The organism is Citricoccus alkalitolerans (assembly GCF_039528175.1).
In the GTDB taxonomy this organism is placed as follows: domain Bacteria; phylum Actinomycetota; class Actinomycetes; order Actinomycetales; family Micrococcaceae; genus Citricoccus; species Citricoccus alkalitolerans.
Genome location: NZ_BAAALH010000001.1, coordinates 668,845 through 690,966, shown reverse-complemented (window position 1 = coordinate 690,966; position 22,122 = coordinate 668,845). Strand labels below are relative to the sequence as shown.

General features: G+C 68.5%; 23 protein-coding genes and 1 tRNA gene. 6 read left to right on the top strand and 18 right to left on the bottom strand.

Annotated features, from left to right (window positions below):
• Positions 1-142: 142 nt before the first annotated feature.
• The 3 genes from ABD134_RS03040 to ABD134_RS03030 form a co-directional block, all read right to left on the bottom strand.
• Positions 143-216 (bottom strand) — tRNA-Val (locus ABD134_RS03040).
• 67 nt (positions 217-283) lie between these two features.
• Positions 284-826, bottom strand: coding sequence for a redoxin domain-containing protein (locus ABD134_RS03035; protein WP_344226596.1), 543 nt, complete (start codon positions 824-826; stop codon positions 284-286).
• The gene (locus ABD134_RS03030) at positions 823-1,206 is read right to left on the bottom strand and encodes a DUF3052 domain-containing protein (protein ID WP_344227636.1); all 384 of its coding nucleotides are present in this window, start codon (positions 1,204-1,206) and stop codon (positions 823-825) included. Before ABD134_RS03030 ends, ABD134_RS03035 begins: the two co-directional genes overlap by 4 nt.
• Before the next feature lie 300 nt (positions 1,207-1,506).
• Between ABD134_RS03030 and aceE the strand changes: the two genes are divergently transcribed.
• From aceE to fabF, 6 genes are all read left to right on the top strand, one after another.
• Entirely contained in the window at positions 1,507-4,263 is a 2,757-nt protein-coding gene (aceE, locus tag ABD134_RS03025; RefSeq protein ID WP_344226595.1) for a pyruvate dehydrogenase (acetyl-transferring), homodimeric type, read from the top strand.
• A gap of 170 nt (positions 4,264-4,433) precedes the next feature.
• Positions 4,434-5,630 carry a PucR family transcriptional regulator gene (locus ABD134_RS03020; RefSeq protein WP_344226594.1) on the top strand — a complete coding sequence of 399 codons (1,197 nt, stop codon included), beginning with the start codon at positions 4,434-4,436 and terminating at the stop codon, positions 5,628-5,630.
• Positions 5,631-5,709: 79 nt separating this feature from the next.
• Positions 5,710-6,666 carry an ACP S-malonyltransferase gene (locus ABD134_RS03015; protein WP_344226592.1) on the top strand — a complete coding sequence of 319 codons (957 nt, stop codon included), beginning with the start codon at positions 5,710-5,712 and terminating at the stop codon, positions 6,664-6,666.
• Positions 6,667-6,743: 77 nt separating this feature from the next.
• On the top strand, positions 6,744-7,796 hold the full coding sequence (locus ABD134_RS03010) for a beta-ketoacyl-ACP synthase III (RefSeq protein WP_344226590.1): 1,053 nt from the start codon (positions 6,744-6,746) through the stop codon (positions 7,794-7,796).
• Positions 7,797-7,871: 75 nt separating this feature from the next.
• Complete coding sequence (locus ABD134_RS03005; RefSeq protein ID WP_344226588.1) at positions 7,872-8,117, top strand: acyl carrier protein; 246 nt, start codon at positions 7,872-7,874, stop codon at positions 8,115-8,117.
• 155 nt (positions 8,118-8,272) lie between these two features.
• Positions 8,273-9,532: a beta-ketoacyl-ACP synthase II gene (gene fabF, locus ABD134_RS03000; RefSeq protein WP_344226586.1), complete on the top strand. Its 1,260-nt coding sequence runs from the start codon at positions 8,273-8,275 to the stop codon at positions 9,530-9,532.
• Positions 9,533-9,715: 183 nt separating this feature from the next.
• Here the strand turns inward: fabF and ABD134_RS02995 are convergent, their stop codons facing one another.
• From ABD134_RS02995 to ABD134_RS02925, 15 genes are all read right to left on the bottom strand, one after another.
• Positions 9,716-10,219, bottom strand: a complete 504-nt coding sequence (locus tag ABD134_RS02995; RefSeq protein ID WP_344226584.1) for a DUF3145 domain-containing protein — start codon at positions 10,217-10,219, stop codon at positions 9,716-9,718.
• 221 nt (positions 10,220-10,440) lie between these two features.
• Positions 10,441-11,499, bottom strand: coding sequence for a tyrosine recombinase XerC (locus tag ABD134_RS02990; RefSeq protein ID WP_344226582.1), 1,059 nt, complete (start codon positions 11,497-11,499; stop codon positions 10,441-10,443).
• A gap of 144 nt (positions 11,500-11,643) precedes the next feature.
• Positions 11,644-13,014 (bottom strand): DNA-processing protein DprA, encoded by a 1,371-nt coding sequence (gene dprA, locus ABD134_RS02985; RefSeq protein ID WP_344226580.1) that lies wholly within the window; start codon positions 13,012-13,014, stop codon positions 11,644-11,646.
• A 32-nt stretch (positions 13,015-13,046) separates the two neighbouring features.
• Entirely contained in the window at positions 13,047-14,612 is a 1,566-nt protein-coding gene (locus tag ABD134_RS02980) for a YifB family Mg chelatase-like AAA ATPase (RefSeq protein WP_344227634.1), read from the bottom strand.
• Positions 14,613-14,626: 14 nt separating this feature from the next.
• Positions 14,627-15,031 carry a YraN family protein gene (locus ABD134_RS02975; protein ID WP_344226578.1) on the bottom strand — a complete coding sequence of 135 codons (405 nt, stop codon included), beginning with the start codon at positions 15,029-15,031 and terminating at the stop codon, positions 14,627-14,629.
• A 135-nt stretch (positions 15,032-15,166) separates the two neighbouring features.
• The gene (locus ABD134_RS02970) at positions 15,167-15,493 is read right to left on the bottom strand and encodes a DUF2469 domain-containing protein (protein ID WP_344226576.1); all 327 of its coding nucleotides are present in this window, start codon (positions 15,491-15,493) and stop codon (positions 15,167-15,169) included.
• Complete coding sequence (locus ABD134_RS02965; protein ID WP_344226575.1) at positions 15,490-16,320, bottom strand: ribonuclease HII; 831 nt, start codon at positions 16,318-16,320, stop codon at positions 15,490-15,492. Before ABD134_RS02965 ends, ABD134_RS02970 begins: the two co-directional genes overlap by 4 nt.
• 34 nt (positions 16,321-16,354) lie before the next feature.
• On the bottom strand, positions 16,355-17,191 hold the full coding sequence (gene lepB / locus ABD134_RS02960) for a signal peptidase I (protein ID WP_344226573.1): 837 nt from the start codon (positions 17,189-17,191) through the stop codon (positions 16,355-16,357).
• A gap of 34 nt (positions 17,192-17,225) precedes the next feature.
• Positions 17,226-17,972 carry a signal peptidase I gene (gene lepB, locus ABD134_RS02955; protein WP_344226571.1) on the bottom strand — a complete coding sequence of 249 codons (747 nt, stop codon included), beginning with the start codon at positions 17,970-17,972 and terminating at the stop codon, positions 17,226-17,228.
• A gap of 27 nt (positions 17,973-17,999) precedes the next feature.
• Positions 18,000-18,362, bottom strand: coding sequence for a 50S ribosomal protein L19 (rplS, locus tag ABD134_RS02950; RefSeq protein WP_344226569.1), 363 nt, complete (start codon positions 18,360-18,362; stop codon positions 18,000-18,002).
• Positions 18,363-18,555: 193 nt separating this feature from the next.
• The gene (trmD, locus tag ABD134_RS02945; protein WP_344226567.1) at positions 18,556-19,308 is read right to left on the bottom strand and encodes a tRNA (guanosine(37)-N1)-methyltransferase TrmD; all 753 of its coding nucleotides are present in this window, start codon (positions 19,306-19,308) and stop codon (positions 18,556-18,558) included.
• On the bottom strand, positions 19,305-19,904 hold the full coding sequence (gene rimM / locus ABD134_RS02940; protein ID WP_344226565.1) for a ribosome maturation factor RimM: 600 nt from the start codon (positions 19,902-19,904) through the stop codon (positions 19,305-19,307). The genes trmD and rimM overlap by 4 nt, the downstream gene beginning before the upstream one ends.
• 147 nt (positions 19,905-20,051) lie before the next feature.
• The gene (locus tag ABD134_RS02935; protein ID WP_313818443.1) at positions 20,052-20,291 is read right to left on the bottom strand and encodes an RNA-binding protein; all 240 of its coding nucleotides are present in this window, start codon (positions 20,289-20,291) and stop codon (positions 20,052-20,054) included.
• Between the two features lie 2 nt (positions 20,292-20,293).
• A complete protein-coding gene (rpsP, locus tag ABD134_RS02930; protein WP_344226563.1) occupies positions 20,294-20,743 on the bottom strand; it encodes a 30S ribosomal protein S16 in 450 nt (149 codons plus the stop codon).
• Between the two features lie 186 nt (positions 20,744-20,929).
• On the bottom strand, positions 20,930-21,871 hold the full coding sequence (locus tag ABD134_RS02925) for a VOC family protein (protein ID WP_378108478.1): 942 nt from the start codon (positions 21,869-21,871) through the stop codon (positions 20,930-20,932).
• Positions 21,872-22,122 lie beyond the last annotated feature (251 nt).

Genomic DNA, 22,122 nt, shown 5'->3' with positions numbered 1-22,122 from the left:
AGGCGTCGAGAACAACCGGCCCTTTGAGATGCTGCTGAACCTCGAGATCAACACCAACGCCCTTACATGGGCGGTGATCGTAGACAGGTCCCGAACCACCATCAGCAATTCTGTCGGCAAGGATCGAGCCTTGTGCGTTAGGTGGGCCCAGAGGGACTCGAACCCCCGACCCCTTCGGTGTAAACGAAGTGCTCTAACCAACTGAGCTATAGGCCCCAACCCCCGGTGCGGGCAGACCGCCACCGGACCGCTCCATGCTACCTCAGCGGCACGATCTGCAACGTCACATCGGGGTGCTGGACCTCTCCCCCAAAACGGCGTCCAGGTGGTCCTGGAGCCGGCGCTCGCCCCCTGCGTCGGCCCGGACTCGGGCCAGCACCGTTCCGGCGGCGTCCATCAGGACACTGCTGCGCCGCGCCCGGCCGGTGACCTCATTGAACTCACCTACCGCGCGGGCCGCCGCCCCGTGGGGCCAGAAGTCGGACAGCAGCGGGGTTCGGATCCCGGTCTCGTCTGCGATCTTGCGCAGCACTGCGGCGGAATCGCAGGACACCACCCGGAGCCCGACGCCGGCCGGTGCCAGCCGCTCGGCCAGCTCGTCGACCCAGCCGAGCTCGGCAGAGCACACCGGGGTGAAGGCACCCGGCAGGAAGAACAGCCAGCAGCGGGTGGGCGCGGCGCCGTCGTCGTGCGTGGTCCCGCGACTGGCACCGAGCGCCGCCGGGGACGGCGGCACTACGGGAGGCCACGACCAGAGCTGGCCGTATTGGTCCCGCAGGGCCGGCATGTCCGCGGGGATCTCCCTCTCCCCCGCCGGACCGGTCACAGGTTTCGCTTGCCCACCAGCCGGGTGGCAGACCAGTCCGCAGAGACGCCGGCCGTGGTGGTGACGTGCAGGCCAGCCGTCGGCGCCGCCTCGGCGATGTCCGCCGGCGGAACGTGGCCGTCTCGACCGTTGCGCGGGGTGAGCAACCACAGCGTCCCGCCCGTGTCCAACGTGGTCTGCGAGTCCATGAGGGCATCGGCCAGGTCGTCGACGTCTCCGTCCGCCTCCCGCCACCACAACAGGACGGCATCGACCGGCTCCTGGTCCTCCTCAGTCAGCAACTCGTTACCGAGCTCGTCCTCGAGTGTGTTCCGGAAATCGAAGTCGATGTCCTCGTCAAAACCGAGTTCCTGGACCAGTTTGCCTTCGGAAAGGCCCATCTTCGCGGCCGGTCCCTCACTGGTCTCCGCAGTACGCCCTACGGCGGGGGCGGAGTCTGGCTGGTTCACATCTCTCCTTGACTGTTGCGTGGTACCCATGTGGGCATCATCTCACCAGATTACGTCCTCCCGGGCACCACGGGCCATGCGGGGTACGCAAGCCTGCATCCGAGGCCCGTCAGGTTATACAGTCGTGGGTGGAACCAGAGGACTCGCCACTGACCATCCAGCCGGACGATCCCGGTGTGGACCGCGGGCCCACCAGACCAGCGGAGACCATCCGCCGACAGAGAGGTTGCCGTGAGCGCAGCTGAAGAGAGCTCCCACATCCTGAGCGGACTGACCAACCAGATGTCAGACAAAGATCCCCAGGAGACGGCCGAGTGGATCGAGTCCTTCGACGGACTCGTGGAAGAGCGGGGCACGGAGCGCGCGGAGTACATCATGCGCCAACTCCTACAGCGGGCCGGCACCAAGTCGGTCGGCGTACCGATGGTCACGACCACGGACTATGTCAACACGATCCCCGTGGACCAGGAGCCCGAGTACCCCGGAGACGAGGAGCTCGAGCGCCGCTACCGCAACTATCTGCGGTGGAACGCCGCCATGATCGTCCAGCGTGCCCAGCGCGAGGGGGTCGGGGTCGGCGGACACATCTCCTCCTACGCCGGCCTGGCTACCATCTACGAAGTGGGCCTGAACCACTTCTTCCGCGGACAGGACCACCCGGGCGGTGGCGACCAGGTCTTCTTCCAGGGCCACTCCTCACCCGGCAACTACGCCCGGGCCTTCCTCGAGGGACGGCTGACCGAGGAGGAGCTCGACGGCTTCCGCCAGGAGAAGTCCAAGGCGCCCCAGGCCCTGCCCTCCTACCCGCACCCGCGCATGCTGAAGGACTTCTGGCAGTTCCCCACCGTGTCCATGGGCCTCGGTCCGATCAACGCGATCCACCAGGCGCAGTTCAACCGATACCTGCACAACCGCGGGATCAAGGACACCTCGGACCAGCAGGTCTGGGCTTTCCTCGGCGACGGCGAGATGGACGAGCCAGAATCACGTGGCGCCCTTCACATCGCCGCCAATGACAAGCTCGACAACCTGAACTTCGTGGTGAACTGCAACCTGCAGCGACTCGACGGGCCGGTTCGCGGCAACGGCAAGATCGTCCAGGAGCTGGAGGCCTACTTCCGCGGCGCCGGCTGGAACGTCATCAAGGTCCTCTGGGGCCGCGAATGGGACCAGCTGCTCGACCAGGACAACGAGGGCGAGCTCGTCCGCATCATGAACGAGACCCTCGACGGCGACTACCAGACCTACAAGGCGGAGTCCGGCGGATTCGTCCGGGACCACTTCTTCGGCCGCTCCTCGGTGACCAAGGAGATGGTCGCCGACATGACGGACGACGAGATCTGGGGCCTCAAGCGCGGCGGACACGACTACAACAAGGTTTACGCCGCCTACCAGGCCGCCATGGAGTACAAGGGCAAGCCGACCGTCATCCTCGCGCAGACCATCAAGGGCTACGGACTGGGTCCGCACTTCGAGGGTAAGAACTCGACGCACCAGATGAAGAAGCTCACGGTCGAGGACGTCAAGCTGTTCCGCGACCGCCACCGCATCCCCATCACGGACGAGCAGATCGAAGCCGACCCGTACAACGTGCCCTACTACCACCCGGGTCCGGATGCACCGGAGATCAAGTACATGATGGAGCGGCGCCAGAAGCTGGGCGGGTTCCTGCCAGAACGCCGCACGGACTATGACAAGATCCCCATGCCGCCGGAGGCGACCTACAAGCACGCCCGCAAGGGCACCGGCAAGCAGCAGGCCGCCACCACCATGGCCTTCGTGCGGCTGCTCAAGGACCTGATGCGGGACAAGAACATCGGTAACCGCATCGTGCCGATCATCCCGGACGAGGCCCGTACCTTTGGCATGGACTCGTTCTTCCCCACGGCAAAGATCTACAACCCCAAGGGTCAGAACTATCTGTCCGTGGACCGGGAACTGATGCTGTCCTACAAGGAGTCCACATCCGGCCAGCTGTACCACGTGGGCATCAACGAGGCCGGCGCCACCTCGGCGATGACCGCCGTGGGCACGTCCTACTCCACGCACGGCGAGCTGATGATCCCCGTGTACATCTTCTACTCGATGTTCGGCTTCCAGCGCACCGGCGACGCCTTCTGGGCCGCCGGTGACCAGCTGGCCCGCGGTTTCGTCATCGGCGCCACCGCCGGACGCACCACTCTGGCCGGTGAGGGCACCCAGCACATGGACGGCCACTCGCCGATTCTGGCCGGCACCAACCCCGCGGTGAAGCACTACGACCCGGCGTTCTCCTTCGAGATCGCGCACATCGTCCGCCAGGGCCTGGAGGACATGTACGGGGAGCATGACCGCGGAGACGACGTCCGCAACGTCATGTATTACCTCACCGTGTACAACGAGCCGATCATCCACCCGAACGAGCCGGAGGACCTGGACGTGGAGGGGCTGCTCAAGGGCATCTACCGCTACAGCCAGGCCAGCGCCGACGTCACCGGGCCGAAGGTCCAGCTCATGGGTTCCGGAGTGTCCGTACCATGGGTCATCGACGCGGCCAAGGTCCTCGCCGAGGAGTGGAACGTGGCCGCCGACGTGTGGTCCGTGACGAGCTGGAACGAGTTGCGCCGTGACGCCGTGGCCGCCGAACGCGAGGCGATGGAGAACGCGGAGGGCAAGGCCCGCGTTCCCTACCTCACGCAGAAGATGGCCGAGACGGAGGGACCCGTGGTGGCCACCACGGACTACGCCACCCTGGTTCCCGACCAGATCCGCCCCTTCGTCCCGAACGACTTCGCCACCCTGGGTGCTGACGAGTTCGGCTTCGCTGACACCCGCGCCGCAGCCCGCCGCTACTTCCTCATCGACACCCACTCGATGGTCGTGAAGGCACTGCAGATGCTGGAGAAGGACGGAAAGGTCACGGAGGGCACTGCCGCCGAGGCCTACCGCAAGTACCGGATCGACGACGTCAACGCCGGGACCACCGGCAATGCCGGTGGCGATTCCTGACCCCCTCCCCAGGGTCCTCCGGGATCCCTGTCCGGGCTCGTCCGGATCCCGACGACGGCCGGTGAGGTGCCCAGCGCGCCTCACCGGCCGTCGTCGTCCTTGTGGGTTTCCCACAATGCGCCTGTGTCACGCGCGTCACGACGCCCTCGCCGGGGCCTATGCTCGAGTGCATGTCCGACGCGCGTAGCACCCCACCGACGCGCAAGATCTCCGAGGAGTCCCTGCGCCGACTGCGGGGCCATCTGGGCGTGCTCAACACTGCGACGCTCCAGCGTCTGGATTCCACCCTGCCGTGGTATCGCAAGCTGACGCCGGACGAACGCTCCTCCCTCGGCCTCATCGCCCAGCGCGGGCTCACCGGATTCCTGTCCTGGTTCGAACGCCCGACCACCTCCATCAGCACCGTCCTGGGGGAGGTCTTCGGCGGCGCCCCCACCGAGTTGACCCGCTCCATCAGCCTGCAGCGAGCCCTCCAGCTGATCCGCACGGTCGTGGATGTGGTGGAGGCCCAAGTCCCGGGGATCGTGCAGGACCGAGACCAGATCCTCGTGCGCGAGGCAGTCCTGAGATACTCGCGCGAGATCGCCTTCGCCTTGGCCGATGTCTATGCCCGTGCCGCCGAGACCCGCGGCGCCTGGGATAGTCGGAACGAGGCGGTCCTGCTGGACGCTGTGCTGCGCGGTGAGGCACCGGACGAGATCCTCTCCCGGGCCACCGCTGCCGGCTGGAACGGCGACAAGGGAATCATGGTGATGGCCGGGCCGACCCCGGCCGCCGATCTGCCCACCCGTCTGGCGGGGGCACGGCGCACTGCGGTCCGCGCCGGCCATGACCTGCTGGTGGGGGTCCAGTCCGAACGGATCGTCCTCGTGGTCGGCGGCGTCACCGATGCCAGCCAGGCAGCAGTCGCCCTGGCACCCTGGTTCGGTGACGGCCCGGTGGTCTACGGCCCCCTCTCCGACAGCCTGGTGGATGCCCACCGCAGCGCTCGCGAAGCCCTCGCCGGACTGGCCGCCGCCGCCGCCTGGCCCCGCGCACCCCGCCCCGCCCATGCCCAGGACCTCCTCCCCGAGCGCGCCCTGCATGGCGACCAGGCCGCCATCGACGTGCTGGTCCAGCGCGTCTTCACACCCCTCCAGGCCGCGGGCAATTCCCTGCTGGAGACGGTGGACGCCTACTGCGAGCTGGGCCATTCCCTCGAGGGAACCGCCCGGGAACTGTTCATCCACGCCAACACAGTCCGCTACCGACTACGGCGGGTCAGCGAGATCACCGGGTGGGATCCCCTGTCCCCGCGGGACGCCTACGTCCTGCAGACCGCCCTGGTCGTCGGTCGTCTGCCCCCCGCCCCCGGGACCAACTTGTAGGAATCCTCCAAAACACCGACCGGAGCTTGGTGTCCCCGCCGCCCCGGAACCCGGTCACGGTTTTGACACAGTTAAGGACATGCTTGCGATCGTGTGCCCCGGACAGGGCTCCCAGACCCCCGGGTTCCTCACACCGTGGCTCGAGTTGGACGGCATGGCTGGCCTGCTCGCCGAGTGGTCCACCGCCACCGGGGTCGACCTGACCGCCCACGGAACCGTGTCGGACGAGGCCACGATCAGGGACACAGCCGTGGCCCAGCCCCTCATCGTGGCCGCCGGCCTGCTGGCTGCCCGGGCCCTGCATCTGGGCTCCGTTCCCGCTGGCGGATGGATCGCAGCGGGACACTCTGTGGGTGAGATCACCGCGGCTGTCCTGGCCGGCGTCCTCCCCGCGGACGAGGCCCTGGAGTTCGTCCGGATTCGCGCCACCGGCATGGCCCAGGCCGCAGCGGCCGAACCGACCGGGATGTCCGCCGTCCTCGGAGGCGACCCGGACGAGGTCCTGACCGCCCTCGAGGCCCACGGACTTGTACCGGCCAATGTCAATGGCGGGGGCCAGACCGTCGCCGCCGGCTCGGCCGCCGCGCTGGCCGCGCTGGCCGAGAACCCGCCGGCCAAGGCCCGCGTCATCGCCCTCAAGGTCGCCGGCGCCTTCCACACCCCGTATATGGCCCCGGCCGTCCCGGCCCTGACCTCTTACGCTGACGGGTTGGCCCCCCGGGACCCTGCCGTCTCCTTGCTGTCCAACCGTGACGGGCTTGAGGTGGACACCGGACGCCGGTTCATGGATCAGCTCGTGGACCAGGTGACCCGTCCGGTCCGCTGGGACCTCTGCATGGACACCCTCAGGGATTCCGGCGTGACCGGCATCCTGGAACTGCTGCCGGGCGGCACCCTCACCGGGCTGGCCAAGCGCGCCCTGAAGGGGACGCCCACCCTGGCCGTGAAGTCCCCTGCGGACCTGGACGCCGCCCGCGACTTCATCGCCGAGCACGGCGGGGCCGCCACCGTCCCCACCACCGACAGGGCCGGCTGACCGGACGCCGGACGCACGGGGACCTCCTGGGTCCGCGCCCCACTCACCAGACTGCACCCGATAACCCCGAGGACACCATGACCACCACCCTGAAGCAGTACGAGCCCGTTGCCGGCAGCCGCATCCTCTCCGTGGGCGCCGCGCGCGGCAACCTGGTGGTGACCAATGATGACATCGCCGGGCCGATCGACTCCTCGGACGAGTGGATCCAGAAGCGCACCGGCATCGTCACCCGTCGCCGGGCGGACCGGGACCTGTCCCTGCTCGACCTCAGCACCCAGGCGGCCCAGGAGGCGATGGAGAAGGCCTGCCTCAGCGGGACGGACATCGACGCCGTCATCGTCTCGACCGTCACCTCCCCCTACGCGACCCCCTCCGCCGCTGCCGCGCTGGCCCACAACATCGGTGCCACCCCCGCGCCGGCCTTCGACATCTCCGCCGCCTGTGCCGGTTACTGCTACGGCGTGGCACAGGCCGACGCCCTGGTACGGTCCGGCATGGCCCAGCACGTGCTCGTCGTCGGTGCTGAGAAGCTCTCCGACTTCATCGACGAGACGGACCGCTCGATCTCCTTCATCCTCGGCGACGGCGCCGGTGCCGTAGTGGTGGCCGCCGCCGAGGATGCCGGGATCGCCCCGAGCGTCTGGGGGTCCGACGGTGAGCGCTGGGAGACCGTGAGCATGTCCCGCTCGATCCTCGACCTGCGTGATGCCGCGGAGACTGCTCGGAGGACGGGGGACACCTCCGCCCTGACCGATCCGGACTCCAAGCTGTGGCCGACGCTGCACCAGGACGGCCCGAGCGTGTTCCGCTGGGCCGTGTGGTCCATGGCCAAGGTGGCCCAGGAGGCCCTGGACAAGGCCGGTGTCCGCGCCGAGGACCTGGTTGCCTTCCTGCCGCACCAGGCCAACGAGCGGATCATCGACGAACTGGCCAAGCAGCTGAAGATGCCGGACACGGTGACCATCGGCCGGGACATCAAGGAGACCGGCAACACCTCCGCCGCCTCCATCCCCCTGGCCATGCACCGGGTCCTGCAGGAGGACCCCTCTCTCAGCGGGGGCCTCGCCCTCCAGATTGGTTTCGGCGCCGGGCTGGTCTACGGCGCCCAGGTGGTCCGGCTCCCCTGAGCCGCTCCCCCTGACCTGACCTCCACGTCGATCGACGCTGGATCAACCACCACCATCCACACTGAAGGAGCCACCATGGCAAACAAGGAAGAGATCCTCGCCGGCCTCGCAGAGATCGTCAACGAAGAGACCGGCCTGGAGTCCGAGGACGTCCAGCTGGATAAGTCCTTCACCGATGACCTGGACATCGATTCGATCTCGATGATGACCATCGTGGTCAACGCCGAGGAGAAGTTCGACGTCAAGATCCCGGATGAGGAAGTCAAGAACCTCAAGACCGTGAACGACGCCGTCGAGTTCATCGCCAACGCCCAGGCCTGACCTGCCGTTGGACCACAGCGACCGGTGAGTGAGCCGGCCGGCGAACCGACGGACTGTCCCGACGCCGGCCGGCCCCTCCCCCGGTCCAGGGCCGTTCCCGCCCCTCACAAACCACTCGTTCGGGTCCACCGACCCGGTAGACCAAAGGTAGATACATGAACCGCACAGCCGTGATCACCGGGCTCGGTGCCACGACACCCATCGGCGGTGACGTCCCGACCCTGTGGCAGAACGCCCTCGCCGGAACCTCGGGTGCCCGCCCGCTGGAGCAGGAATGGGTCGCCGAGTACGAATTGCCCGTGACCTTCGCCGCCCAGGTGTCCACCCCGGTGTCAGAGACACTGTCCAAGGTGGAGATGAAGCGGATGGACCCCAGCACCCAGTTTGGGATGGTGGCCGCCCGTGAGGCTTGGGCTGACGCCGGGCTGGCCGTCGGGACGGACCAGGACAGCTCCGTGGACCCGGATCGGTTCGCCGTGTCGTTCGGCACCGGCATCGGCGGTGTGTGGACCCTGCTCGACGGCTGGGACACCCTGCGGAACAAGGGCCCGCGCCGCGTGCTGCCCATGACGGTGCCCATGCTCATGCCGAACGGACCGGCCGCAGCCATCAGTCTGGCCCTGGGCGCCCGAGCCGGTGCCAGGACCATGGTGTCCGCCTGCGCCTCCGGCACCGAGTCCCTCGACATCGGTCTGGAACTCATCCGCTCCGGCCAGGCGGACGTGGTGGTCTGCGGCGGCGCGGAAGCCGCCATCCACCCGCTGCCGATCGCCGCATTCGCCTCAATGCAGGCCCTGTCCCGGCGCAACGACGAACCGGAGCGTGCCTCCCGCCCCTATGACAGGGACCGTGACGGCTTCGTGCTCGGCGAGGGAGCCGGTGCCCTGGTCATCGAGTCCGAGGAACACGCCAAGGCCCGCGGAGCCCGCATCTACGCCGAGCTGGCCGGAACGGGCGTCACCTCGGACTCCTATCACATCACCGCTCCCGAGGCTGAGGGGCTCGGGGCCTCCCGCGCCCTGACCCTCGCCCTGGAATCGGCCGGTGCCGCACCGACGGACGTCAGCCACGTCAATGCCCACGCCACCTCAACCCCGGTCGGCGACCGCCCGGAGTACCTGGCCATGAAGTCCGTTTTCGGTGGTCACCTGGACGAGGTGGCTGTGTCCGCCACCAAGAGCCAGACAGGGCACTTGCTCGGAGCCTCCGGTGCCATCGAGTCCGTGCTCTCCGTGCTGGCCGTCCACCACGGTCAGGCCCCGGTGACCATCAACCTCGAGAACCAGGACCCGGAGATCCCGCTGAACGTGGTGACCGGTCAGCCTCATCAGCTGCCCCAGGGCTCCCGCGTGGCGGTCAACAACTCCTTCGGGTTCGGCGGTCACAACGCCGTGTCCCTGTTCCGAAGCATCTGACACCGGACCAACGGCCCGCGCCCGCTGTTGCTTCAACGACAGAACCCGCCAGGATCACCTGGCGGGTTCTGTCGTTCTGGGAGGAAAAGGGCACTGCCGAGGCGCGGCTCCCCGCGTCAGCTCAAGCGGCGGCTAGAGAAGCGTGGCGGCTGTTGAGGCCGATGCTGCAGCTGTGGAGGACTACTAACCGACCTGGTGCAGCCAGCGCACCGGGGCTCCCTCGGCGGCCTGCCGGAAGGGCTCAAGCTCCTCGTCCCATGCCTCGCCCAGGGCCAGGCTCAGTTCGTGGAAGACGGCAGAGGGGTTGCCACTACCCTGTTCGTACGCGTAGCGGATGCGATCCTCAGACACCATGATGTTGCCCGTGACGTCCGTGGTGGCATGGAAGATGCCCAGCTCGGGAGTATGAGACCATCGGCTGCCGTCCGCTCCAGCGGAGGCCTCTTCAGTGATCTCGTAGCGCAAGTGGGCCCACCCACGCAAGGCGGATGCCAGCCGGGCACCCGAACCCTGGGGTCCGGTCCAGACGATCTCAGCTCGATAGGCACCCTGGGATGCCGGCTGCGCCGTCCACTCGAGCTGGTCCTGGGCACCCAGAACAGAGCCCACCGCCCACTCGATGTGTGGGCATAGAGCGGCCGGGGCCGAGTGGATGTACACAATTCCACGGACCATGGTTTCAGACATACGTTCCTCCCAGTGCTGTGCGGTACGTCTTCCCCAACGACCCCACAGGCGGGTGAACCTCAAGGGTTCCCGGGAGGCAGCGACCTGCGCCAGATGCCTCGATATGTTCAGTTACTGAAGCTGCTACCGGAAGCTCCGAGGTCAGTCGAAGGAATGACACCGGTGTGCTTCCGGGACCATTGTGCCCCACAACTGCGTCCAGAGCCAAGATCGACACCCGTTCAGGCCCGCGGATGCGCCTGCCGGTACCCCTCGCGCAGTCGTTCGACCGAGATGTGGGTGTACAGCTGTGTGGTCTGCAGGGAGGAGTGGCCCAGTAGTTCCTGCACACTGCGCAGGTCTGCGCCGCCGTCGAGCAGATGGGTGGCTGCTGTATGACGTAGCACGTGGGGACCGCGGGCGGCGGTGTCCCCGAGCCCGGCCAGGGCCCGATTGACGACCTCGCGGACTTGGCGTACGCCCAGACGTCCGCCCCGGACGCCCAGGAACAGGGCGTCCCCGGCTGGGCCTGGGCCTGAGGCTGAGGCTGAGGCTGAGGCTGAGGGCGGACGATGGCCAGACGGGTCACCGGGGACGAGGACCCGGCGACCGTGATCCAGCCAGCGTTCGATGGCGGTCGCCGCCGGCGCACCGAAAGGGACCGTCCGTTGCTTGCCACCCTTGCCGGTAACCACCAGCGTGCGGCGTTCATGGTCTACGTCCTGACGGTCCAGTCCCACCAGTTCGGAGACGCGCAAGCCGGTCGCATACAGCACCTCCAGCAGGGCCGCATCCCGTAGGGCCACGGCCCGTCCCCGGGCGTCCTCCGGAGAGGGAGCCCCGGCGGAGTCCAACAGTCGTCCGGCCTGGTCGGCACTCAACGCATCAGGCAGCGTGCTGCTGCGCTTCGGCGAGCTCAACCGGAGCGACGGGTCCTGCTCGAGGTGACCCTCGCGCACGGCCCACGCCATGAAGACCCGCACGGAGGCCGTCTTCCGGGCGAGCGTGGACCGCGAACGACCGGCGGCGGACAGACGGCCCAGCCAGCCGCGCAGGTCGGCCAGGTCGAGTCCCCCGAGGACCTCAGGCCAGGCTCCCCCCACGGGGACCAGCTGCTCGTGTTCGGCCACCTCGATGACGAGGCCTTCCACGTCCGAGAGATAGGCCCGGACGGTCTGGTCCGAGCGGTTGCGTTCGTGCATCAAGTGGTCGGCGAAGCCCTCGACCCAGGCACGGTCCCGGGCCGCGAGCCGGGGCGGAGTTCCGGCTCGCACGGAGCGCGGTGCAGAGGAGGCGGACATGGTCCCACTCTGCCACCGTCCCGCTCTCTCGCTGGGATACGACTCCCCTCCCAGGTCATTGTCAGTCTGGCTGCCCTGCCGTGATCTCTGACGTCATCACTGTGGTTATCTCTGGCGCGGTCACTGCCGCTGTGGTTTCCGCTATCAATTCCCCGAGACCGCGCCCCGGCGCCAGCCCGACTCCCGTTGTTCGGCCAATGATTGACGTTGAAGTTTCTTCAGGGTGCCCATGACCGTACCGGGCCCCAGACCTGCCACGGCGCAGAGCTTGTCCACCGGCGCGGCAGTACGGAGGGGCAGCGCCTCATAGACCAACAGCTCTTCCACCGTGAGGTGGTCATGGGGCCGAGCGGTGCTCGATGAACCACCCGAGACACCCGAGCCACCCGAGCCACTCAACCTTCCAGGGCCTCCACCATCTCCAGCACTTCCAGGGCTGTCCCCGCGCAGCACCGACTCTCGACCGCGAGCGGCGTGCTCGACATGGCCGTCACTGCTCGGCATCAGGGCCAGAGCCTCCTCCACGTCACTGACGACGACCGCGGGGGATTCTCGAAGCAACCGGTGGCAACCGGCGGACTGCGGGGAGGTCACTGGTCCGGGGACCACCCCAACGTCCCGGCCCAGGCCCAAGGCATGACCGGCCGTGTTCTGCGCGCCGGAACGCCACCGGGCCTCCACCACCAGCACAGTTGCGGACAGGGCAGCGATGACGCGGTTGCGTTGCAGGAACCTGTGCCGAGTCGGGCTGGCACCCGGTGGCAACTCGGACAGCAGCAGCCCCTGGGCCACCACCTCTCGCAACAGGTCCTCATTGCCGGCCGGGTAGTAACGGTCCAGGCCTCCGGCCATGACGGCCACCGTCGGCGGCGCTCCCGTGCCGGAGGCCAGCGCCGCCCGGTGGGCCATGGCGTCGATGCCGTAGGCCCCTCCGGACATCACTGTCAGTCCCCGCGCGGCCAGACCCCCCGCCAGGGTCCTCGTCACCGACTGCCCATAGCCGGTGGCGTCACGGCTCCCCACCACGGCCAGGGTGGAGCCCCCGCGAGGAACAGGTCCTGCACCCCGGAACCACAAGGCCACCGGGGCGGCCGGCCCCAGATCGTCCGCTCCGCTGGGCCACTCCGCATCCTCAGGGATCAGCAATCCTCCGCCCATTCGCTCGAGCGAGGCCAAGTCGCGTTCGGGGGCGAGGCTCGAGGCGCGGGCCGCCCACCCGGCGAGGGACGTGGTCCAGGTCCGATCGGTCAGCGTCACGCCCTCGGAGGCGAGGGCCAGTCTCAGATCCTGCCGTTCATCGGCGCCCGGAGTGTCCTGCCCGGTGAGGATCTGGACCGCACGCAAGGCACCCCAGACCCGGACCGCAGTGGCACCCAGGACCGATCCCGGCTCGAGCAGTCGGGTCAACGCCGCCCGGGCAATGCGGATCTCGTCCAAACCCGTCTCCGCGCCGAGGAGACCGATCATGCGGCGGCTCGGGTGTCCGGTGTCCTCCAGGCTCGCACCACTGCTCATGTCGGGCTTCATCTCCTTGTCCGAGTTTCCATTCATGCTGCCTTCTCCCCATCTCCCCGGCGCCGCAAGTACAGGGCCGCGTCCACGTCCTCCGCTGCCGGCCGGGCCGCATCCCGCAGATCCGCCATGGTCCAGGCCAGTCGCATGACACGGGCATGTCCCCGGGCGGTGAGTTCTGCTCGATCCAGGGCCGCATCGGCTGCGGCGCGTGCCCGACGCTCGATGGCCAATGGTCCGTCCCGCAACACGGCCGCCGGGATGTGCGCATTGCGGGACAGTCCGAAGGGACTCAGCCGCGTGGCCTGCCTCTCGACCGCCGGCAGGATGCGGCCCAGGACGGTCGCCGAGTCCTCCCCTCCTGCCCCGGAGGTCAGGGCAGCCGCGTCCACTGCCGGCACCGTGACCTGGATGTCTACCCGATCCAACAGAGGGCCGGAGAGCTTGGCGGTGTAGCGCCTCCGTTGCAAGGACGTGCACCGGCACTTGCTGCCGCGCCCACCGCCCCAGCCGCAGGGGCAGGGATTCGCCGCGAGCACGAGTTGGAAGCGGGACGGATAGCGCACTGCCCCGGAGGATCGGTGCAGGGTGATGGCGCCGGACTCCAGGGGCTGACGCAAGGCGTCCAGGACGCGCCGGTCGAACTCCGGGGCCTCGTCCAGGAACAGCACCCCGCCGTGCGCCAGGGACGCAGCCCCGGGCCGGGCGATGCCTGAGCCACCACCCACCAGAGCCGCCATGGAGGCGGAATGGTGGGGAGCCTGGAACGGGGCGCTACGGATCAGCCGGGCTGCATCCTGAGGCCTTCCAGTCAGTGACCGTACCGCGGTCGCCTCCAGAGCTGTCTGGTCATCCAATGGCGGCAGGATGCCAGGCAGCCGTTCCGCCAGCATTGTCTTGCCCGCCCCCGGACTCCCCTCCAACAGAATGTGATGTCCCCCGGCTGCAGCCACCTCCAAGGCGAAGCGGGCCTCGAACTGCCCCGAGACCTCAGAGAGATCGGGTTCGTGTCCACCCTTCAGAGAAACGGAGGTGGCCGTGTCCTCACCCCCCGACGCCGGTGTCCGCCCCGCCACGGCACTGGCCAGTGGGGGCTCCGGTTCGCCGCCGAAGGCCCGGATCACCTCATGCAACGAGCGGAACCCGCGCACCCTGGCACCGGGCACCAGGGAGGCCTCATCCGCCGATTCCTCCGCCACCACGACCTCCGGATACCCGGATTCGACCGCCGCCATCACAGAGGGCAGGATCCCCGGCGCGTGGCGCAACCGGCCATCCAATCCCAGTTCGGCGAGGAACACGGGCCCGTGCACGCCGTGCACTTGTCGGTCTGCGGCATATGCGGCCATCACGATCCCCAGATCGAATCCCGGCCCGCGTTTGTGCAGTGCTGCCGGCACCAGGTTAACGGTCAGGTGCCTCCGGGTCAGCGGCAACCCGGAGTTGCGGGCGGCGGCCTTGATCCTGTCCCGGCTCTCCTGGAGCGATTGGTCCGGCAGGCCGAGCAGGACGAAGCCGGGCAGCGTCTGGCCGATGTCAGCCTCGACCTCCACCAAGTGGCCGTGCATGCCGGTGAGCGCCACGGCCAAGGTCCGTCCCATGACGGCAGCCGCGCTCACAGGCGGATGTCCTTGAGGACCTCGACGGTCAGGCCCCCACCGGCCGGAAGCAGGACGGAGACCGCGTCCACCCTCCAGCCGGCCAACCGCCGCAACTCCGGGTGCGCCGCCGCCCATTGGAGTGACAACCGGTGCAACCGGCGGAGTTTGCGCGGGTTGATGGCCTCGAAGGGGTGCCCGTAGCCGATCCCGCGTCGGGTCTTGACCTCCACCGCCACCCACCACCCCTGGTGGATCCCCACAAGGTCGAGTTCACCGTCCGGGCAGCGCCAGTTGCGGTCCACGATCTCGTAACCCTGGTCCTGCAGCCACCGGGCGGCCACGTCTTCCCCGAAGCGGCCGAGTGCCGTGTGGGCTGATGATTGCTGCGGCCGGCGACCGGCCGCGGTGGATTGCTCCATTGATGTACCTCCACGCACCAGCCTGCTCGCTGGCAGGGCTGCGTGGGGCGTGGCGGGTGGTCACTGTGGATGTGAGGGGCGAACAGGTGCGCTGTGGAGGAACTCGCCGGCTCTCCGGTGACGGCAGGGCGGGCGTTACGGCAGGGCCGGCCCGTCCTGGGGCAGCTGCAGATCATCGTTCTGCGGCAGCTCCTCCACGTTGACATCCTTGAAGCTGAGGACCCGCACCCGTTTGACGAATCGGGCGGTACGGTAGATGTCCCATACCCAGGCGTCCTCCATCAGGACCTCGAAGAACACCTCGCCGCCCTCAGAGCGGGCCTTCACCTCCACCGCATTGGCCAGGTAGAAACGGCGCTCGGTCTCCACCACGTACCGGAAGAGGCCCACCACGTCGCGGTACTCCCGGTAGAGCTGGAGCTCCATCTCGGATTCGTAGTTCTCGAGTTCGTCGCCGCTCATGCCGTCCATTCTCCCTGTTGCAGGCCCGGCTCCCAGCCCTGTTCCGTCCTCTGCGGCCAGACCGGGGTCGACTCCTGGCCGCGGGACAGGCCCAGGTTCCAGCTCATCCGATGGTAGGGGCTCGGCCCCCGGTCCAGGATGGCCTGCCGGTGCACCGCGGCACCATAGCCCTTGTTGCCCTCCCAACCGTAGTCGGGAAAGGCCTCCGCCAGGCCGGTCATCAGCCCATCGCGTTCCACCTTGGCCAGGATCGACGCGGCCGCGACGGTCGCACACGTGGCATCGGCCTTGACCTGGAGGTGAACCGCACCGGGGCCGGGGGCCAAGCCGATGCTCGCCTGGAACGGAGACCGCGGCAGCCAGTTGTCTCGCCCGTCCAGCACCAACGCGTCCGGGATGCACCCCAGATCGGCCGCCACCCGGTGCCAGGCCCGCCTCCCCGCAAGGGCGAGTGCTGCGGAGATCCCGTACCGGTCGATCTCCCCCGGTTCCGCATGACCGACGGCGGCTGCGGCACCCCAGGCGAGGATCTCGGGGACCAGCGCCTCCCGACGCTTGGCGGACAGGGCCTTGGAGTCACGGACGGCCGGTTGCGGGCCGACGTCGGGCAAGGCCACGACGACGACCCCCACGCTCACCGGACCGGCGAGAGCACCCCGGCCCACCTCGTCCATGCCGGCGACCAACAGCGGGCGCCCGGGGTGTTCCGTCCGCCCGGTGCGCCCGACGTCACCGGGACCTGCGGATGATGCGAGGGCCAGTTGAGCCGCGACGAGTGAGAGTTCGACGGACAGGTCAGGGCCGGGCACGGTGGTCCGCGTGGTCATGCGGACCGACGTCCAGCTCGGCGGCGGGCGGGAGTCATTCGGACCCCGTCCGGGCCGCCTCGGACTCGGGGACGTGCTCGAAGGCGTCGCGATTGCCGCCGGCGTCCCCCCAGCGGGACAAGGGCCAGGCGATGACCTCGGCACGGCCGGTCACGTCATCCAGGCTGATGAATCCGTTGCCCGGGCCGTCCTGGTGCATGCGGGAGTCGGCGGAGGCGTTCCGGTGGTCGCCCATCACCCAGATCTGGCCCTCGGGCACCGTGACGTTGAAGGGGACGTCCGAGGGGGCCGACCCCGGGTGCAGGTAGGGCTCCTCGACCGGCACGCCGTTGACGGTGAGCATGCCCTCGGCGGTACAGCACTCCACCCGGTCCCCCGGCAGGCCGATGAGTCGTTTGACGAGGTGCTGCTCGGAGGAGTTCGGCATCAGGCCGATGAATTCGAGGGCCTCGCGGACGGGATTCGATGCCACCGGGGCCGGCTCTCCGAGCCATCCCTTGGTGTCCTCGAAGACGACCACGTCACCGCGCTCCACGTCGAAGGGGCCGGGGACGAGGAGGTTGACGAAGATCCGGTCATTGATCTGCAGCGTCTGCTCCATGGATCCGGACGGGATGTAGTACGCGCGGAACAGGAAGGTCTTCACCAGGAAGGAGGCCAGCAGGGTGATGAGCACGATCAGGACGACCTCACGGACCGCGAGCCAGAGCCGGTGCCCTCCGGAGGAAGCGCCGCCGTGGCTCGTGGCCGGGCCGGTGACATGACCAGCATCATGGCCTACGGGGGAATCGATGGGGGTTTCGGCGGGGGTCGTCCCAGAGCCTTCCCCTCGAGGGGCCTCAGGTGCCCCCGGGTTGTTCTCCTGGGCCATCTCGCCGTCCTCTCCACTGGTCCGGCTGTCCACTCTACCGCTCACCCGCTCCCGGCCCCGGCTCCAGCGGGGTGCGTCGCTCCACGGGCCACGCGATGCCGGTCACCTTCCCGACGACTTTGGTCTCTTCGATCATGCCGCCACCCGGGGCACCCAGGAGGCTGCGCGAATCGTGGGAGTGGTGGCGGTTGTCCCCCAGGAGGAACAGCCGCCCCTCGGGCACGTCGGCGGTGAACGCGGTGCGGGCGGCCGGCGGTTCGGCGAGATAGTCCTCCGCGACGGCCTCGCCGTTGACTTCGAGCAGGCCGTCGGCGCTGCAGCAGGAGACGGTGTCCCCGCCCACGCCGGCCACCCGCTTCACGTAGGCAGAGGTGTCCGGTGCCAGGCCGAGCCATTGCAGCGCCTCGTCCGCCGCCCGGGCAGCTGCCGGCCGTGCATCATAGGGCACGAAGCTGCCCTCCCCGTCCACGACGACCACGTCGCCCCGCTCCACGGGCTCGGCCGCGTAGGCTCCTCGGTCCACACTGATACGGTCTCCGGGGAGCAGCATCGGCTCCATGGACCCGGTGGGAATGAGATACAGGTCCGCCACGGTGCTGCGCAGCAGGGCAGCAGCCAGCACGGCGGCGATCAGCACCGCGCCGACGAGGACGGTCCAGGCCCGGGCTGGATACGCCTCGAACGCCGCCCGGAGACGACGACGCCGCGGGCGCCGGTTCCCCTGGGGGTTCCGGCGCCCGCGGCGCTGACGAGGCGACGAGTCTGACGACAGGTCGGTCATCGGGTCATGATCACGCGGACGCGCAGATCAGGCCTTCTTGGCCGAGAAGTCGCGCTTCTCCTTGATCTTGGCGGCCTTGCCGTGGCGATCGCGCATGTAGTACAGCTTGGCGCGGCGCACGTCCCCGCGGGAGACGAGCTCGATCTTGTCGATGACCGGGGAGTGCACCGGGAAGGTACGCTCCACGCCGACGCCGAAGGACACCTTGCGGACACGGAAGGTCTCGCGCACGCCATGGCCGTGGCGGCCCATGACGAAGCCTTGGAAGACCTGCACACGGGCGGTCTTGCCTTCGACGATGTTCACGTGCACCTTGACGGTGTCACCGGGGCGGAAATCGGGAACGTCGTTGCGCAGCGAGGGCGCATCGAGGGAGTCGAGAATATGCATGGTGATACTCCTGGCGAACGCCACAGGTCATTCACGTCATCAGCGGCACGCCGGCCGGTGCCTCCGGATGTGGAGGCGTCGGGATGGGCATGCCCAAGCTAGGGCCCGGTTGACCCGTCTGGGTGCCGGTGGGTCAGACTGTCGGCATCCGCCCCCTGTGGCAGGTCGGATGTCCAGTTGACACAGCTGACCATTATGCCAGATCCGAGTCCGTCTTGTCTCCTGGCATGGTGGACTCGGATGGCAAGAGGTCCGGGCGGCGGGCCCGGGTGCGGGCCAATTGCTGGTCGTGCCGCCAGGCGGCGATCCGCCCGTGATCGCCGGACAACAGGATCTCCGGGACGTCGCGATCACGCCACGAGGAGGGCTTGGTGTAGACCGGGTACTCGAGCAGTCCGTCGCTGTGGGACTCCTCCACGAGGGATTCCGGGTTGCCGACCACACCGGGCACCAGTCGCCCCACGGCCTCGATCATCGCCAGAGCCGCCACCTCTCCGCCGTTGAGGACGTAGTCGCCGAGAGAGACCAGCCGGACCTCGAAGAGTTCGGTGGCCCATTCGAACAGTCGCTCGTCGATGCCCTCATAGCGTCCGCAGGCCACCACGAGGTGCTCCACGCCGGCCAGCTCCTGGGCCACGGACTGTCGGAACAGCGTGCCCGACGGCGTCGGCACCAGCAGTACCGGACGCGCGGTCGAGGCGTCGACGGCGCCAGGTGCGGAGGCTGCGATCTCCTCGAGCGCCAGCGCCCAGGGCTCCGGCTTCATGACCATGCCGGCGCCCCCGCCATAGGGGGTGTCGTCCACGGTGCGGTGGCGGTCAGAGGTGTGATCGCGCAGGTCGTGGATGCGGATCTCCAGCAGGCCATCCCGGCGAGCCTTGCCGATCAACGAGACATCGAGGGCCTGGAGGTACTCGGGGAAGATCGTGACGACGTCGATCCTCATGCAGGATCCCCCGCTGCCGAGCTGCCGTCAGCCGTGGGATCGTTGAGCGTCAACAGGCCCGGTGGCGGAGTCAGGGTGATCGTGCCGGACTCGGGATCGACCTCCGGGACGATCACCTCGACGAACGGCACCAGGGCGCCGGTACCGCCGTCGAGCTCCACCTCCAGCAGGTCCTGGACCTCTCCGGTGACCAGCCCGGTCACCGTGCCGACCTTCGTGCCGTCGACCATGACGATCAGTCCGACCAGGTCCTCCTCGTACCAGGCGTCATCCTCCTCCGCCTCGTCCGGCTCGGCGAAGAGCTCGGTGCCGCGGAGCGCCTCGGCCTGATTTCGGTCGGCCACCTCATCCAGAGCCAGCAAGAGAATGTCCTTGTTCCACCGAGCCCGGACCACGGTCAGCGTCCCGTCCCGGCCGGCACCCTGACCACCACGGCGGCCTCGCAACACCGCTCCCGGACTGAACCGCTCTCCGGGCTCATCCGTGAACACCTGGACGGTCACCTCACCGTGGATGCCATGGGGCTTGCCGATCCTCGCGACTCGGACGAGCTCGCGCTCGTCGCGGGGTTGGTTCTCGGCACCTGGCTGCGGCATGTCGGTGGGGTCCTTTCGGAAGAGGTCAAGAAGAGGGCAAGAGGGTCAGGGACGACGATGGCCCGTGCCGGACGGTGTCCGGACACGGGCCATCATGTCATGCGGCCTCGCCGGCCCCGCAGGGCGGGACGGCGCGGCACGGTACAGCTACCGGCGGCGGTCCGTGTCCACGACGTCGACCCGGACCGGATGGCCGGCGAGGCCGTCCAGCACGGTGCGCAACGCAGTGGCGGTCCGGCCCTGGCGGCCGATCACCCGACCCAGGTCGGCTGGATCGACACGAACCTCGAGGACTTCACCGCGACGGTTGTTCCGCAGGTCGACCTGAACATCTTCCGGGGAATCCACGATTCCCCGGACCAGATGTTCGAGCGCTTCCTGCAGCATGGTCACTCGGTCTTCTCGTCGGCCGGAGCCTCGGCGGAGTCGGCGGCGACCTCGGTGGTTTCAGCGGCGTCGGCAGGGGCCTCAGCGGCCTCCTTCTTCGGCGTGATGGCCTCCGGGATGATGACCGAGCCCTTCTGCGGAGTCACGAAGGCCTCCTTCGGCTGCTTGGTCCTCAGGGTGCCCTCGGCACCCGGCTCACCCTTGAACTTCTGCCAGTCACCGGTGATCTTGAGGATGGCGTGCACCTGCTCGGTGGGCTGGGCGCCCACGGACAGCCAGTATTGTGCCCGCTCGGAGTTGACCTCGATGAACGAGGGCTCCTCGGTGGGGTGGTACTTGCCGATCTCCTCGATCGCACGGCCATCGCGGCGGGTGCGGGAGTCCATGACGACAATGCGGTAGTACGGGGCGCGAATCTTGCCGAAACGCTTCAGACGGATCTTTACGGCCACGGGTGTGGTAGCTCCTGGTTCTTGGTTTTGGCGCAGCGTGCACGCCGGCCGTGGGGTTGGCGCGGGGTGGTGTGCTGCTGACAGAACGGCCGACCGGAGTGATAGAGGGTCGCCCGGACGGCAGTTCAGTACCGTTCCATTCTGCCAGACACCCGGCCGTTTGTCCTAGTTCGCCCGCGGAGCGCCCTACTTCGACTCGGGCGCGGCCTCCGCACCGGGCCCGACGCCGGCCGGCACCTCGGCCTCGGAGAGCACGAGCAGCGTGTCCCACGGGTCGCGGACCTCGAGGCCGCGCTCGGTGAGCTGTACGGCCCGTCCGGCTCTCCTGAGCCGGTCCTCGGCGGACCCCAGCCCGTCACCCTGCGGCAGGGTGATCTCGACGGACCCCAGCCCGAGAGTGTTGCGGCGAGGACCGACTCCGGTGGAGTTCCACGTGTTCATGGCCATGTGGTGGTGATAGCCACCCGCGGATACGAACAGGGCCATGGTGCCGAGCGCGGTGGTCTTCTCGAAGCCGAGCTCCCGGATATAGAAGTCCTCTGCCTCCTGGACGTTTCCCACCTGGAGGTGGACGTGCCCCACGGAGGCAGGCGCGGTGGTCAGCCGGTTCACGGCCTCCTCGGTGAGATGCGTGTCCAGGTACCGGTCCCACGGCAGGTAGTTGGTCGTCATGGCCACCTGGCGGTCGGGACCCCACTGCCACTGGCCACGGGGCCGGTCGACGTACAGTTCGATGCCATTGTTGTCCGGATCCTGGAAGTAGAAGGCCTCAGAGACGAGATGGTCCGAACTGCCGACGAACCGCGTGGGGTCCAGGCGCACGGCAGAGTAGACGGCGGCAGCGAGATCGGCAGCCTCCTCGAAGAGGATGGCCACGTGATAGAGGCCGGCCTGGCCCTCACCCGGGAGCTTGAGGCCACGAGCCTCCTCGACGCCGACGAGCGGCACGCCGTTCCGGCCCAGGATGACGTTGGGGCCATCCTCCGCCAAGGCGACGAGCCCCAGGGCCTGCTCGTAGTAGGTCCGCAGGCGTGCCACGTCGTCAGACTTCAGGGTCACCATCCCCATGGACAGGCCGGCCGGCAGCAGATCGGCGACAGGGCGCCCACTGATGGGCTGATGCTGCATGGACTGGCGCCGCAGGACAACAGGATCTGCGGTGGTACCAGATGCGGTGAAGGACATGGCTGGTCTCCTCGGGGTTCGACCCGTCCTCTACTCGGGCGGGCGGCGTCTGAGCCGGCACTGCGGATTCACCGGGTCGTGTCCCCGTCAATGCCTTCATCACAACACAACGTAGTTGACGCTTCAAGTATTCCGCCGCTCGATGCTGTGGGCCAGAACCACGCCACCCCGGAAACACCAGGGGGCCGCAACCA